This is a genomic window from Alcanivorax quisquiliarum, assembly GCF_023051175.1.
Lineage (GTDB): Bacteria > Pseudomonadota > Gammaproteobacteria > Pseudomonadales > Alcanivoracaceae > Isoalcanivorax > Isoalcanivorax quisquiliarum.
In genome coordinates, this window is sequence record NZ_JALKII010000002.1 from 1 (window position 1) to 16,031 (window position 16,031).

Sequence of the window (16,031 nt, forward strand, 5' to 3'; positions counted from 1 at the left end):
GTGCACCCTGGATTGCCGGCCACTCGCCGGTAGGCTCGTGGCGCAAAACCGGGCCAAAGCTGCGCTTCGGCAAAACCCCGGTTTATGCCCAGTCGGGTGCGCCATTTCAAGGATCAAGGCCGCTAACGCGGCCTTTGTCTTTTGTGCACCCTGGATTGCCGGCCACTCGCCGGTAGGCTCGTGGCGCAAAACCGGGCCAAAGCTGCGCTTCGGCAAAACCGCCTTTGCAAGCGATGACCACTCAAAACTGTCACCCCTGCTGCAACTCCACCAGCACATCCGTAGCCCACTTCCGCTCCGAGTTATACACCTGAGCTGCGTCGATCACAGCAGCCATCTGCATGACCTGGTCTTCAACAGAGCGGTCGAAGTCGAACCACATATCCCGGTGAGAGCCGAAGCGCACACGCCAATAGGCTACGCCCTGATCGAAGCGAACTTTCAGACACTTACCGCTCTCGAATTCCAGAAGCAGCTTGCGGTGGTGCGGAATGTCCCGGTTTGATGTTTCTACACGGAGATCAACGTTCTTGTCGACCATCGCCGACAACCACTTGCGGGCAAAAAATTCAAAATCCTCTTGGTTAACCCAATCGTCGTACGCTTTCTGCCCCTGCGACCGGCCTGCCTTGAACAGCGTCTTGACCTGAACCGCAGCATCATCCACCAAACGCCCCTTCAGATGCATCAGCAGCGACCCCAGAATGGTGACAACTGCCGGGTTCTGGATATAACGATCAGAATAAACGAGCTTCTTGATTCGTTCCGCGTCCAAGAGCTCTGCTATTTGTGAATTGTGCTCCGACACCAAATCCCAGAACCGCTCACCGAATCGCAATAATGAGCCGTTGAGTTCATCGTGGATCTGCAAATCCTTGGCTCCAACCTCTGGAGCGGAGGCAAGGTTCATGCGTTCCCATGCCAAGGCGGGCTCTACTTTAGAACGCACAACCAGCTCATCACTTTGATGCCAGTATGCTCCCGGCACCGTCGCTACTCTGCTGCGGGTCGCCAAGGTATGAAGTACGCCACCTTTCAGGACCTGGCCGGCGATAGAGTCATTGTGCGGAGTGTTGCGGTACCCGACATTCACTCCCAGCAATGCCAGGCTCGAAAGGTCCTGAAGAACATGTTCATCAGTAATTCCCGGGGGCACCACGAGATCAACCGCCACCTTATCAACGAGGACGTAGTTCTGAAGTGCACGGCGAAATTGAGGTGCGTCCATATCCCAATCAGCGATCTCACCGGAAGCAAACAGCGTCAGCCGCATCGCCCCTTCATTGATCAGCCGGCGCAACACATTCTCAAGGCTCCCTGGTTCATATTGGCCATCCGCCAGCGAGAGCTTGTCGGCATCTGCCAGACCCACATAATGCTCAAACTCGCTACCAAGCCATTCCAGAGCACCCTGTCGATCCAGTGTGTCGTGGTCGTACCGTGTTTGGGAGTCCAGCAGACATTCGCTGCAGCCCGTTTCGCAATGCTTGCAGCTCAGCTTGCTTACCATCAGTTTTAAAAGCCGTTCTACATGCAACGGTGCACTTGAAGCAAAGCCGGCCCCGCCACTGATCACATCATAAAGCTGGATTATTCTGATGGCCTTACCGTTCTCCAGCTTGCTGGGCCTGGTCGAATAGCCGAGCTCAGAAGCCGACACACCCAGTATTTCTGCAAGAGCCTGTCGCAAGGCAACGGCCAGGGTCGTCGCGATAGTGATACCCGATCTGGTATCGGCAATATATTCGCCGCTTACGGGGTGACGTAACATCAATTCAAATACATCAGTAAACGATTTAGCTCCCAGGCTGATGTTGCCTATGATGCTACCGCTCCCCTGACAGGGCAGCCTCTTGTTGTTTTGGTCCTTATCCTCTTTTCCTGGGCGGGGAGGATAATGCTGACCTGATGGCGACAGCTCAACCGGAAACTCGTCCTTCGCCAACATTGAGTCTGCTCGGCCGCAAGTCATACATAACGCAAAGCCAGCGCCGTGCTCCCCGGAGCTGTGGTGGAATACCTGACCCTCTGGCCCATACGCCATCATCCCCAAGGCCGGGTTAGGCAATGGCGTCTTGTCCGCCTTTACAAAGACCCAAGCCGATTCAACCGGGATAAATTTCTGGTGATTGATGTTATTGGATGCCGGCTGATAAGCGTCGGTAACGAAGCCAGCTGGCCGCAGAACCCTGCGGGTATTGGAGAGCGTGATCGGTGCATTGCATTCGTTATTGGTACACAACAACTCATCCGTGCCTATAAGGCTATCCTCATACCCCAGCTCGCCACACACGCCACAACGCCAGGCCAGATCCATCTTCTGCGCCTCTTTGGAATCAGCGTTCAGGTTGTGCCAGTGCAGTGAGACCCCAGCAGAGCGAAAAACCCGCCCATCCAACACGATCTCAGCACCCGGCGCGTACTCCCGGATAGCGATAGCCAGGTTGCGTGACGGCAGCCCCTTGTAACGTGACACGTTATCTTCACGGTCACGCTTATCCTTACCGGCACCGTCCTTCTCGCGTAGATAGTCTTCTATGGTGAAATTATCGAAATTGACGACATCTGTGGGGAATCCGTATCCCGGCAGCCAGGAGCGGGCAGCCAGGTCCCTCAACAGGTACTCTTTGCAATGACGAGCCTTCTCGATCTGTAACCGCTTCAGATATGGGCTATTTGATTTGGCCTGTTGTTCTTCGTTCTGCAGATAACGGTAGTTCTCCAGCCAACGCTGCTGTAGTCGCCTCAACTCCTCCATCGCACGCCGCCGCAGCTGATCAGGTGCTACCCCCGCCAAAGCGGTTCCTTTCACCAGCAAGAGAAGCGCCTCATCAATGCTGGTAACAGCCAGTCCCAGCAGTTCCATAAAGCGATCGCATTGGGAAGGCCCACTGTCATCACCATAAAACCACTGGGCATTGAGACTGGTCTTCTCGGTCTGGGTTGGCCCCACCACATTGCACAGAAAGTCTGCCAGCAGCAGCGAGTTGACGTGCCTTTGCACCAGCCGGCTGGAATTCAACGCAACCGCAGGCGCCGGAATCACCGTCTCGAAAGGCCAGCTTGGATTGGCAAACACCTGCTGGTCATGGGGATTATTTTTGCATAGCGTATAGGCCAGCGCTCGGGACTCCTTACTACGCCCAGCGCGCCCCGCGCGCTGCAGGTAATTGGCCGGGTGCGGCGGCACATTATTCATGACGACAGCAGAAATACCGCCGATATCCACACCCATTTCCATCGTGGTAGAGCAATTAAGGACATTGATCTGTCCCTTCTTGAACATGTCTTCGTAGGAACCGAGTCGCTCTGAGGACTGCTGAGCCGAATGCTCCGCGGTACGGTAATAGAACCCACCTTCCACTGCCCTGTCGTTAATATCTGTCCACAGATTCCTGGCACGCAGCTCAACGATTCTGGGATCCTTCGAGACCTGATCTCTTATTTTCGTCAGCCCAGCGATAGCGTCTTCCTGTGAGCTATCAAACCGCCACACCTCAGGCATCGCAATCGGTTCGGCCAGCAAGCTCTTACGCTGCTCGTCCGTAAGCTCAGAAAAGTCGATGCGGGTTGGCAGGTAGGGCGTAAACCCCTTGAACGTTGTATCCAGTAACTTATTTGTATTCGGGCAAACATAGGCGCGATCTACCAGGGAGAACCGCATGTGCTCCCTAGGCAAGGCAAACTGGTTACCATCCGGTTTCAACGCTGCTCCAGGCTTCGTCAACTGTGACCAGGCTGCCTTCAGCCAGGCGTTAACCAAATCAACATCAGCGGTATTTTCGGGGTTAAGATCGGCACCTAACAGCAACAGTTTGATCAAGCGCTGGGAGTAGTTACCTTTCCGTATCTGAGGCCAACGCTTTACTCGACTTTCGTCAGCTTCTTTGGATTCCGGGTTACGCAAGGTTTTCGTGGAAAAACGGCTGCCTATCCAGTCCTTCCAGCCCTCGTTCATCTGGATAAAAGTGTTCTCACGGACATAAAAGTCCAAAGCAACCTTGAGAAAATCGCGCCAATCCCCAAGCGTCAGCTCTTTACTCTCCCAGTGGCTCGGCGACTCCTGAACCTTATCCAGCCCCAGATAGTCGACCTTCACCAGCCCCTGGGTTTCCAAACTGTTCTGCCGTTTCGGCCGCCGCATGAATTCACGGAACAGCAGCATTTCAGCCAGTTTGTGCGGCCCGTCGGAGTCTTTGAAAATTTCTGGCTTTTGATACTTGTTGGCAAGCAGCATGGACCCTTTAAGATCTTCACGCTGCTTGAGGTCCTCAACCAGCTGTGACCAAGTCATAGAAATCAAGTTAGGCGCAGCCGGCGCGCCGGTGGCAGAGGCAAGCACTGCAGACAACCGTTTTACCTTGTCCTCTTCAGCCTTGGCTTCACCCAGCAGCCCAAGGTCACGATAAATCGCAACCTGCTGATTCGCTTCGGCGATAAGCTTTTCAATAAGCTCCGGTTTAAGGTCGCTCGGAACATTGGGCTGGGCTCCGTGGCTTCTCTGATTCCAGCTCAATGCTTGCACCACCAGCCCTCGCAGCCTGCTGCGTTCCGCTTCCTGCTGCATGCGGACCGACATGCGCGCCGTGCCCTGCCGGCTATCAGTAAAGGTAATGAGTCTGCGTCCCCTGCCCGGCAGAGACTGTCTCCCATAGCTGGGCAACTCCTCATCGCCCTCGTAGTCCTGGCAGTACTCCAAAACCGTGGGAACAGCATTGGCTACATAAAACGGGCCTCCAAGCATTGCTCGCCGGAATGGGAATGCCCCATGGAAGCCGCTGTAGCCACAACTTTTTCGGCTACATGAGACCGACTGGTCACTCACTCCAAGCCTGACGCTGGCACCAGACGAAATCTCGAATGCTCCGGTGTATATGTCGACATTGTGACGGCTGTATCCTTCACTGGCTGCATACTCAGTGCCTATCACTAACGGTGTACTGCTCAGAGACAGGTCATCTGACCCAACGCTGAGGTCTTCATCGTTTACTGTTTCGGACTGCAGGGAAAACTCATCTCCGCCCGAGCTGTCCCATTGAACCAGCTTCCCGCCCTTATCCCGCGCCAACAGATGTGGCTCATTACAATCATTACAGAACACCAGCTCAAAAACCGGGCTACCGCATGAGCAGACCTGTCGATGACTGACATACACATAACCGAAAGGCCAGTTATCCCGTAAGGGGGTGTCCTGCTTTGCAGTGCAGCCTTGATTGAAGCAAGCCCAGAGACCGTGCATGGTGCGCTGAAAGAAATGCGCTCGCAGTTTCAGGAAGGCGGGGGCGCTCTTGCTCGGCCGCGTCCCTGAACAAAGATCCAGCCAGCGCAAAATCTCATCCTGGGTATACGACCAACCCCCAACATTATTCAGCTGGGTAGTCATTTCAGTCAGCTTCAATGGTCGGGGAGTCTTTACCACTAAGTCTCTCAGTGCCCGTGCTTCTGGAGAGTGGATCAACGCCTCATAACGAGCAGGATGAATCTCAGCGTCATCCTGATCAGACGCTTCCATAACCTCCAGCTCTTCCAAAGTAATCGTTTTCTTCTGACAAGCGCTCAAGTCTGGGACGACGCGACGGCCACCCCAAACATCAATCCGCTCCACCGGTACGCCAGACAGGTCGGACAGAAACTGCTTCAGCTGCTCTGCCGCATCCTCGCCAGCAATTGTTGCGGAGGTCGCCACAAACCTGACGTCATCAGGAGTCACTCCAAAAGAGGTCATTACCCTGCGTAGCTGCAGCGCAAGTTCGGCTGCTTGCGACCCCATATAGGTATGCGCTTCATCCAGCACAATCCAGCGCAGGGATTTCTGTTGGCGGGAAATCTGCACAATGGGCGCATCAACCTGACGCACCATCATGTACTCGAGCATGGTGCCGTTGGTTACAAGAATGGGCGCGGGTTGCTCGCGCATCAATTCACGAGTCCGAATTTCGTTCGGCCTTTGCTGCTGTTCGGTCTTCTTCTTAGCTTTCAACTCCTCCGTATTACCGTTATACAGACAGTAGCGGATGCCAGAACCAAAACTCCGGGTCCAGGCATCCAGACGTTCACGCTGTGAGTTGATCAGTGCGTTCAGCGGGTAGAGGAACAATGCCCTTACGCCCACCAGCGGCTGGCTTCCTGCGCGCTGGTATTCGCGATAAAGATCATCAAGCACTGGCACCATGAAGCACTCAGTTTTACCTGAACCAGTACCGCTGGTAACCACTACGGAGTGCTTCTTTTCCAGCAAGGAGCGCCAACTGGCCAGCTGGTGAGTGAAAGGCTTCCAGTCTGCCCCAAAGCGATAACGACCATTCGCTTTGCTGTCCAGCGAGCTCACAATTTCCTTGCTCAGCAAGCCATTCTGGTCCGCGAGCTGAGCCATGGTGACATCGCTACTCTCCCAGCCGAAAGTCTGCTCAAACAAGGGGGTAGCGAGAAATGAGCCGGGCTTTCCGGGTTCCTGCCGCATGAGCTTGCCCAAATGTGCGCGCAGCCCGGCATCCGTAATACTCAGTACCCCCAGGGTAGACTCGGTGGTACGTGATAAGGCCTGCTCGACAAGTGTGGAGAAATACTTACTCATGGATTGGCGTTGCCTTCTCTGAATTTATAACGGCGTTCAACAAGCAGTACTGATATACCGAGTTGAACCAATTGGAGTCGAAATCCCGGACCTGGCGGAGAAAGAAAACGGCTTCACCGCTGTCTTCGAACACATCTGTAAACAGTGCATTACCGCTGGCTACAGCAGCAGCAAAGACGGGGAGGTAAACCACAGCATTCCGGTAGTCCATTTCCGGGGTAAAAGAAATTACGCTATCGGCCTGGCTCAAAGCCCAGCGCTTCAGTTTTGAACCACCAAACTCCGGCCACGTGGCGTCACTTCTGTCCCTTATCAAATCGCGGTACCAATCACGCACAATCGCGCTGAAAAACTCCCGAGGTACTTTGATATCAGGCCCGACAGCTTCATCCAAGAGGTAGCGCTGCACATTTTCACCGTATGCAGGGAAGACCTCCGATAGCCTGGAAAGCATTTTCCTGATCAGGCCCTCCGCGACTTCGTCAGCCAGCCCCCTGGATTTGAGTAGTCCTCCAAACCGCCTGGTAGCCATATGGATATCAGCCACGGGCATGAACTCCCATAACACCGGGAATTCGGCCTCAATCCGTCCGAGAAAAGCTGGTGCCATCTCGAACTTGAACAATGCCATCGACAGAGCCCTGGTGTTAGCCATCAGCGCCTTCCAGACCTCGAAGGTGGCCAGCGGGAGATACCCATAGCTGTCATACAAAGCCCGCATGAATTGCCAGCCACTATGCATGGGATTGATAGCCATAGCGTTCAGTACAGGAGTAAACGAACTGATCGGTGCCGCATGGTCAAACGTCAACACCGCTTTCTGCAGGCTCTGTGCGTCATCAGCTTGAGGGACAGGCTCCCAACCTCCAGCGATAAACAACGGCCTGAAAGAGACCTCTGACCCCGATTTGGGCACTACCAACCACGGGCCATTTTTTTCAATCAACGCTGGCAGCTCAAACTCCCCGGTAGGTACACCTTCAGTGCATCTTGGAACCAGCGATATCCCGCTACGCATCGGCTCATGCAACAACATCAATACCGGGTCTGGCAATTCACCACCGCCGCTCTGGTACTGACTGGCCATCAGCGTCTGAGTATCTGACTGGAGCTGCATGACGGCGGTATATCTTCGGATACGGTAAATGACATCCTGCCGATTGCCGAAAACCCTGAGCTCCACAACCTGGTCGATATCCGAATGCAGGGAAAGCAGATCGATTACCTGCTCACGGATGCTATGCAGGCTGATCTCCAACGGTCTCTCAGCCGCAGTATAGAACCAGCTGTAACTGGCATTTTTTGCTGCATGACCTTTGAGGGTCAGTTCAAGCCCGAACTTGGTGGGCGCTCCATTACGGCCAAAAAGGTATAGGCGGGTACCCAGCAATTCTTCCACGCAAATATCACGTTTAAGCGGCAGGCCCCTGGCATCGAAAGCCAAACAGCCTGAGCTCGGGAAAGGGACTACCAGGACAATCGGCTCCGCCAGAAGATTAGGAGTTATGGACAGATGAAAACAGACCGGCGGAATGCCCTCGCAGGATAAGCGTAGCTCTGCGTGACCGTCGCCTTTGAGCTGCTGCACCTGGATAGACTCATCAGCGATCTGCAACAAGCACGGCTGCTGTGTGTAGACCAGCACACTGCCTTGCCCCGGGCTTTCCCCGCTACGCAGCTCTATACGAAAGTCTGCAGGTAGTATTCCGACTTTGCGGCGCAATAAGGTGTCGCTGCTGCGATTGCGCACCGCGAGATACTGGGAACCGAGCATTTCTTGAAGAACACCGCTACCCGCCAGTTTGCCGCCAACATACAGCTGACCACCTTGCCCGTGCAGCTCATCCGTTGTCCCCGGCCAGTTTGCTTTGGGGAGTCCGACAAAGGTAAGCGCCGGCCTGGCCTCCCAGGGCAATCTGACGCCGTCAAGCTCAAGCCCTAGCCCTGCCCCAACGGTGCGCCCAGTACGGATGCTGTAGCTGTCGGCGTCCCCGCACTCAACCTGCAGCTGCGCCTTACCTCGCACTCTGATGGCAGAACACGAGCAGACACCGGGCATGGGGGAAATACCCACCTCACCCTCGCCCCGCTCCAATTCCTTGACAGTGCTTTCGGGTGGCAGAACTACCAACACATCCTCGCTGCCTGTGCTGAAGGAGGCCTGACCACACAGCTGCCAACGGTTATTGGCAGGTTCAAAGCCAATTGGCACCTCGCCCAGTGCAACGATACTCCCCCGAATGGGGATGGCCCCAATCACCATTCCACCAGCTACTGCCACCAAACTCAGTGGTGAAGATACATCGCTGCGTTTAGCCATTACCTCACGCTGTCGCAGCCTGATTGTAGCTACCGCGCCATCAACCACAGCGTAGCCTGGCCCCAACGCTGCAATCACCTGCCCGGCCTCCATAAGCGCTAGTTCAAAACGGGTAGTTGAAGGCGTAGCTGATAAGGAAAAGCGAACTTCTGCAGGCAACGACACCTGCACTCTCAATATGTCAGGCTGCCCCTCTTGCCAGAAATGCAGGCAAGCCCAGGCCCCTGCCGCCCTGCTGTGCCGCTTTCGTTCACTCGTTGCTGTCTTGAGTAAACCATTCAGCAACTCGCTGCCGGTCTCATTATCAAGAGGAAGGGGGAAGAGCTCACGCCACTTGGGGTTCTGCGCATTCAGATGGGCAACAGGCTCGCTGACTTGCTCCAAACTGTAATCACGCACCAGGGCCAACAGCTGATCGGCCATCCGCGCGATCAGCTCCACTGATGGGGGCGACGAAAAAACCTGGGGAAGGTTTGCTGTTTCCAACAACTTCTCGACCTGCTGAAGGGTGCTATGCCCCATCAACTGCCACTGGTCATTCTGTTTCAGCACGCGGTTAAACAGCGTGTAAAAACGGCTACCCTCTTCCCGCAGCACTTGGAAAGGCAAGCCGCCCTCTGCAAACAACGAACCCAGAAAGTTGCGCCGCTCCGACTCGTAGGAATGCACCGGCCGCTTCCAATAGCCTTCCAAGCCTCGCGGGATGGCTTTGCTCAAATCAATCGCGGACAGCCTGTAACCCAACACCTGCCAGATCGGCTCCCAACTCCAACCGTGATCCGCTCGATACTGACGCCGGTACCATTCAGAGCAAAAAAGCACCAGGCAGGCGCAGCCTCCGGTGTCACTCACTGCCGCATCGAAGCTACCAAGGTTAGAAAGCAAATATTGCAGCTCCAGGTACTCTTCAGAGCTGCAGTGGTATTCGTAAAGCGCCCGCTGGTCAGGAGCTTGAAGCCCACGCCGCTGCAGAAATGCAGCAAGCCATGATGAACATTTGAAGACGGATTGAGACATGGCAACTTCCTTGGCTGGGCATCTAATCCCGACAAACGGGCTCAAAATCGCTGTTTCAGTTCGAGGTCTTTCTGGCTGAACGCCGCCTGCTGAGCATATACATAGATGGCCGGGGCGTTAACAGAAGACGTGTTCAATGCCGGGATGGCGATTTCGCCAGACTTGACCCAGCTCAGCAGGGTTTCGATCAGGTGTTGGTTAACCGAGTATTTCTGTGCCGACATACCGTATATCCCTATATTCGCGCTTAATTCTAAAAGCGATTCTCTCAACTACTCGCAACCAGCAAACCCGAATCGAACACGATTCTGTTTTCTGTATGCCTGCAGCCCTCACCCTCAAACCGATAGTTCCGGCACCCCCAGAACTCGCCATTTCGCCCCTTTCGCTGGGTCATTTCCGCACCACATTTAGGGCACGTAGGCACCCAACGCTGGCAGTCTGGATTAATACAAACCTTGAAGCGCCCAACGCGGCGCATTTGAGAGTCGCAATGTCCGCATCCTCGTTCCTTGTGAGCGCAGAGCGGGAATTTATTGCAGCCAAAAAACTTCCCAAACTGGCTTTGCCTCGCCACCATGGTTCCGGTCTTACACTTGATGCACTTGAGCATGTGCAACAATTGCTGGCTGAGCGATGTTGAGAACTCGTCCAGATCGAGCTTGTATTCGTTCTTCAACAACTCGACAACAAAAGCCGACGCGACGGCCATATCGGCGATCAGATAAGCACGCTGTCTTGCCCGAGTAAGGGCCACATAAAACAGCCGACGCTCCTCAGCGTAAGGGAAATCCTCTTGTGCCGGCAGCAATGCCTCCAGCAACGGATGCGTGGTTTTCTGCGAGGGGAAACCATGCTTGCCAGTCTCCAGACCGAGCAGCACCACGTAATCCGCTTCTTTGCCTTTGGCAGCGTGAATGGTGTGGCACTCCAGCGCTAACGTAGGGAAACTCGATGCGAGTCGCCGCAGTTCGCCTCTGTCTGGCAAGTTAAAGCCGTAGCGCCCAAGCAGATAAACACTGCTCCCAGGCTCGGCAATTTCTGCGATGCGGGCAATGACCTTCTCCAGCCGGCTTGGCTCCCCGGTGCCGTGTTTTGGCCGGTTGTCTTCCCTGAGCAGTGATACCGCGGGGCGTTTTACCTTTTTCAGCGTATTAAGCTGTTTCCTGACCTGGATCGGGTTTTCCAGAACGAAGCGCGTCGCCACATCACTGATGCTGTTATTGAAGCGGAAAGTCAGATCAAGGGCCGTTACTTTGGTCGTGCCAAACCGTTCACTAAATGCCGTTGTAAAGCTCAGATCACTGCCGGTGAAGCGGTAAATAGCCTGCCAATCGTCACCCACGCAGAATAACGAGCACTCCGGCACAGAGTCCCGCAGATACCTGATCAAGCGGGCACGCGCCTCAGAGATATCCTGGAACTCATCCACCAGAATATATCGCCACGGGCTACGGAAACGCCCTTCGCGGACGTACTCAATAGCCTTGCCAATCATGTCATCGAAATCGATATGCCCGGCGCTATCCAACAAGGTCTGATAGTCGTCCAGAATGGGCCGCAGCAGTGCCAGCGCAGCGTCCACCTGCTTCGGGTTCTTCGCGCGCTTGATCGCAGCCTCCACCTGCCCTTGCTCGTAACAATTAGCGCGGTAGCGCTTCAGCAGATCGGCCAGCAGTACGGCAAAGCTGTTGATTGCGCCAAATTCTCGTAATGTTTCGAGCACCGCTTCCGGGGGCAATTCCTGGTACTGAACACCCAGTGCGGCCAGCTGCGCGTCGATGGCATCAAACAGCCCACCTTCCATTAACTGATAGTGGTACAGCTCCACCAGGCGCGTACCTTTATCGGCATGCAACTGGCGCTTCCACGCCATACCCTGGTGGTACTGCTCGCGGTCTACATAGGGGGCGGTACCGCCCTGTCGGTCGATACCGTAATACTCGATGTAGATACCCTGCTCGGGCAGATAGAAATCCGGTTGGTATTGGCGATAAAGGGGGCTGGCTGTCTTGTGCTCGTAAGCAGGCTCATACTGATAGGCGATGCCCTGCTTGAACAAGTAGTTCGCCACCAGGCACTCACCCAGGCTTTTAACGGCCTCGCCTTTAAGCGTGCGGATATCATTGGCAAGGATGTAGTCGTAGTACTCCCCCTCTGACGCGAACTCAAAGGGGTTCGCCTCCGGGTACAGGTGGTGCTGGAAGTAATCAATCGCGAGCCGCTGGTACTCGGGGGTTTTGAGATGCTGCTCGAACCACTGGCTCACCTGCCAGGCCAGCGCCTTATCGTCTTCCGCCAAGGGTGAAAGGGAGGGTTGTTCGCCCTCTACCTTGGCAATAATCGTCTTACCCAGTTTGTGAAACGTACTGGTGGTGATACCGCACTTACCCAGCCGGTGATCGATGCGCTCCTGCATCTCCTTCGCCGCTTTGTTGGCGAAAGCCAGCATCAGAATATCTTCTGCCCGGGCCTGCCCACTTGCGATCAGGAACCCTGCACGGCCTACCATGGTGCTGGTCTTGCCCGTACCGGCACCGGCCAACACCAGGTTGTTATCCTCATCCACGACACAGGCAACGCGCTGGCGCTCGGTAAGCGGCTGGCTCTCTACCTTGTCGAAGAAGGCGCTGTTGCGCGCCAGCTGCCCATCGACGTATTGCTTGCGCAGCTTTTCCCAGTCCGCTTGCTGCCACCGGGTAACCGCTGCCAGCCACTTGAATGGGGTGACATCTACATCGCTGCACCACTGGGGCTCAGGCACACGCTGAAAACGCTGCAGGGCTTGCTCGGCCATAACCCTGGCTGCGTCCAGCCGGGATTGGCGGGGATAGCCTTTGTTCAGCAGGGCCCGGATCTTACGGACGACCTGCTCTATCTCGGGGGCCAGTTTGCGTAACCAGTGCGCTCGCAACCAGTGAAATAGCCGCTCACCGTCAGCCTTGCGCAGGCCAGGGAACACCTTTTCGCCGCAGTCCGTTTGCAGAACCAAACGGGAGAAAACGATCCCCTCGCGGAAGGTGGCCTCGTTAGCCAGTGACGTCGCCTCGATCAGGTAGTTCTCACCGTTCTTGGTCGTGACCTCCAACCCTTTGTCACCCAAAGTGAAGGTGGCCGCTTGCGCGCCAAACAGGCGCATCAACCAGTGCGGGGCGACATCTATCGATGAGGATTCAGCAGTCATAGTCAGCCTGTGAGCATGTGTCAGCGAAAGACACACTGAGCGCCTTGTCTATTCAACCGAACCTGAGCCCTTCAAGGCGGGTCGATTGGCCATCGTCATAGCGGTCGACGATGCCGGCTATGGCTTCGTCGATGGTAATGAAGGTGGTGGTGCGGTAGCCGCGAAAATGGGTGAGTTTGACGGACTTGAAGCGCATGGGGATTTCCTTATCTACAGCTGGCCGGAGAATGCTTTTTGGCTTAGTGAAGAAAAAGCGTCACTGAACCCGCCACAGGAGGAATTTATTTTTACCTGCACATCAAGCAACTTTCGTACGACTGACCTAAATCTTTCTTGCTCCGACAGTGATGGGATTGGGATTTCCAACTCTTTCAAACGCCCTAAGCTAATTCGACCACGTGTCTGCCCCCTGACCAAACCCGCAGCACTTTCAACAAGTGATGGGTTATTTAATAGCCAGCAAATATACTCAGCCAGAACTTTATCATCCGACGGTCGAAACAGAAGGCAGTCAGCTTTATTCAATGCGGCGCTAAGTCCCTCTGGGATTATGCACGCTCTAAGGTTGGGATCACCGAGAGTACCAACAATCACATCTCCTGGTTGGCAATGATTCCTGGGCAAACTTTGATAGTGCTCTTCCGATATAAAAGCCAAATCATCATCCAGCAAAGACCCGACGCCAATATTTTGCAGCCGAATTACACGAACACCCTCTTCTACATAGTGGCTTGATTTGAGATTTGAGCCAAAGGGTCCATCTGTAAATTTCTCGGCGACATCTGGTAAGGCCGCTCTCGGCCACCCCTTCGGATTGGTCACCGGGTCGCCAAACATGTCCAGAAACACAGCGCGGAGGAAGTCGTCGGCGAGCTGGATGGCTTGCTGGCGTTTGCGGCGGATGGCGTCGGCCTTGTCGAGGATGGCGGCGATGCGTTTTTGTTCGGGCAGGGGTGGGAGGGGGATTCGCGTGCTGTACAAATCATCTCTGTTCAAGCCAGGAATCGATGTAGTGATCGTCTTCTCTGCCAAATTCGCTCGTTTCAATGCGTAGAACAAATAACGAAGATCAATAATTTCTTGATCGTGCAGCTGTAAATAGAACGCAGTATCAATCACCCAACCGCCGTCTGGAGCCCAAACGACCTCACCGACAGAACCCTTACGCCCAATTATTAATGTCGGAAAGTCCACCACACGCTCGCTGTGCTTACCTACCTGCCCCGAGCTTCCGAAAACGCTGTAACTTCCCCTCTCATCTCGGTGTTCTTTTTTGAGGGCCTTGCCATAATGAGCAACAGCAATATCTTGGACTCGCACGGTAGACCAACTCACAACATCCCCTCCAACTCATCCAGATCCGCCATAATCTCCCGCTCCAACGCTTTCAACCGCTGCAGTATCACCTTCGGGTCTTCGTATTCCTCTTCCTCGTAAACCACCTCCTTGTAGCGGTTGATGGACAGGTCGTACTTGTTGGCGGCGATATCGGCGGCGGGGACGACAAAGGCTTTCTGGGTCCTGTCGCCAAAGATGGTGTCGATGCTGGAGGCCTTGAGGTTGCTTTCAACCATCTGCCGGTACTTTTGCCACTGGGCAATGGCATCCGGCAGGTCGTTGCTGCCCTCGCCTTTCAGTTCGGTGCGTTTGTCATCCAGCGAATAGCCGTCGGCCTGCAGGTCGTAGAACCATACCCGCTCGGTGCTGCCGCCCTTGGTAAACAGCAGAATGGCGGTACTGACGCCGGCGTAGGGTTTGAACACGCCGCTGGGCAGGCTGACGATGCCTTCCAGCTGGTTGTGTTCCAGCAGCGCCCGCCGCAGTTGCTGGTGGGCTCGGGAGGAGCCGAACAGTACGCCATCGGGTACGATCACGGCGGCGCGGCCGCCGAGCTTGAGCGAGCGCAGGATGTGGGCGACAAACAGCAGCTCGGTCTTCTTGGTCTTGACCAGCGCCAGCACGTCGGGGTTGACGTTGGCTTCGTCCAGGCTGCCCTTGAACGGCGGGTTGGCCAGTACCACGTCAAAGAAGTTCTCTTCCTGCTCTGGGTAGTTTTCCTTGATCGATTTGCTCAGGGTGTCCTGGTAGCGGGTGTTTGCGCCGTTCACCCCATGCAGCATCATGTTCATGCTGGACACTCGCAGCATGGTGGTATCGAAGTCGAAGCCCCAGAACATGTGCTTGTTGATATGTTCCCGGTAGGGCTCCAGCAGGTCACCGGTGTAATGCCGGTTACCGTCCTCGTCGGTGATGATGCCCGCCTCGCTGGAGTATTGGCGATTGAGGTATTCCATGGTGCGGGCGAGAAAGCCTGCGGTACCGCAGGACGGATCGCAGATAACATCGGTAGGCTGAGGGGCAATCAGTTCGATCATCGCGTCGATGATGTGCCGGGGCGTGCGGAACTGGCCGTTGATGCCGGCGGTGGTCAGCTTGCTCAGCAGGTATTCGTAGATATCGCCCTTCACATCGCTCTGAGTCAGGGGAAGGTCGTTGACCATCTCCACGGCGGAGGTCAGTACCGACTCGTTCTTGATCTCCAGGTCGGCATCTTCCATGTATTCGCCGATATGCCCCAGGCCTTCCAGGGCGCTGCCCTCTTCTCCCAGCCCGTCGGTCTGCTCGGACTTTTTACCCAGTTTGGCGAAGTACGGGTAGACCTCGTTCTTGAGGTGCTTATGCAGCTCCTTGCCGCTCATGTTGCGGAAGTTCTTCCAGCGCAGCAGTTGGCCATCCGGGGTATTGGGGAACAGTCGGTCGAAGGCCTTGCCGGTGCGGTTGGCCTTGCGCTCGGCGACGTCTTCCTGCATGTCGAGCATGCGGGCGAACATCAGGTAGCTGATCTGTTCGATCACGGTCAGCGGGTTGGTGATGCCGCCGGTCCAGAATTTTTCCCAGAGTTTGTCTATGTCGTTACGGATTTTGCCAGTGAGCAT

7 protein-coding genes are annotated in these 16,031 nt (G+C 55.2%); all 7 read right to left on the reverse strand.

The features are described 5' to 3' along the window. Nucleotides 1-250: 250 nt before the first annotated feature. Genes MU846_RS03065 through MU846_RS03095 form a run of 7 tightly spaced genes read right to left on the reverse strand, consistent with a single transcriptional unit; the run spans nucleotide 251 to nucleotide 16,031 of the window. Nucleotides 251-6,574, reverse strand: a complete 6,324-nt coding sequence (locus MU846_RS03065) for a DEAD/DEAH box helicase family protein (protein WP_246948311.1) — start codon at nucleotides 6,572-6,574, stop codon at nucleotides 251-253. Next, the gene (locus MU846_RS03070; protein ID WP_246948315.1) at nucleotides 6,567-9,911 is read right to left on the reverse strand and encodes an STY4851/ECs_5259 family protein; all 3,345 of its coding nucleotides are present in this window, start codon (nucleotides 9,909-9,911) and stop codon (nucleotides 6,567-6,569) included. Before MU846_RS03070 ends, MU846_RS03065 begins: the two co-directional genes overlap by 8 nt. Before the next feature lie 41 nt (nucleotides 9,912-9,952). Further along, on the reverse strand, nucleotides 9,953-10,135 hold the full coding sequence (locus MU846_RS03075; protein ID WP_246948316.1) for a hypothetical protein: 183 nt from the start codon (nucleotides 10,133-10,135) through the stop codon (nucleotides 9,953-9,955). A 44-nt stretch (nucleotides 10,136-10,179) separates the two neighbouring features. After that, nucleotides 10,180-13,095: a UvrD-helicase domain-containing protein gene (locus MU846_RS03080; RefSeq protein WP_246948317.1), complete on the reverse strand. Its 2,916-nt coding sequence runs from the start codon at nucleotides 13,093-13,095 to the stop codon at nucleotides 10,180-10,182. A 52-nt stretch (nucleotides 13,096-13,147) separates the two neighbouring features. Beyond that, entirely contained in the window at nucleotides 13,148-13,291 is a 144-nt protein-coding gene (locus tag MU846_RS03085) for a hypothetical protein (protein ID WP_246948318.1), read from the reverse strand. Nucleotides 13,292-13,305: 14 nt separating this feature from the next. Further along, nucleotides 13,306-14,430, reverse strand: a complete 1,125-nt coding sequence (locus MU846_RS14730) for a restriction endonuclease subunit S (protein ID WP_246948319.1) — start codon at nucleotides 14,428-14,430, stop codon at nucleotides 13,306-13,308. Next, nucleotides 14,427-16,031, reverse strand: a complete 1,605-nt coding sequence (locus MU846_RS03095; RefSeq protein WP_246948320.1) for a type I restriction-modification system subunit M — start codon at nucleotides 16,029-16,031, stop codon at nucleotides 14,427-14,429. Before MU846_RS03095 ends, MU846_RS14730 begins: the two co-directional genes overlap by 4 nt.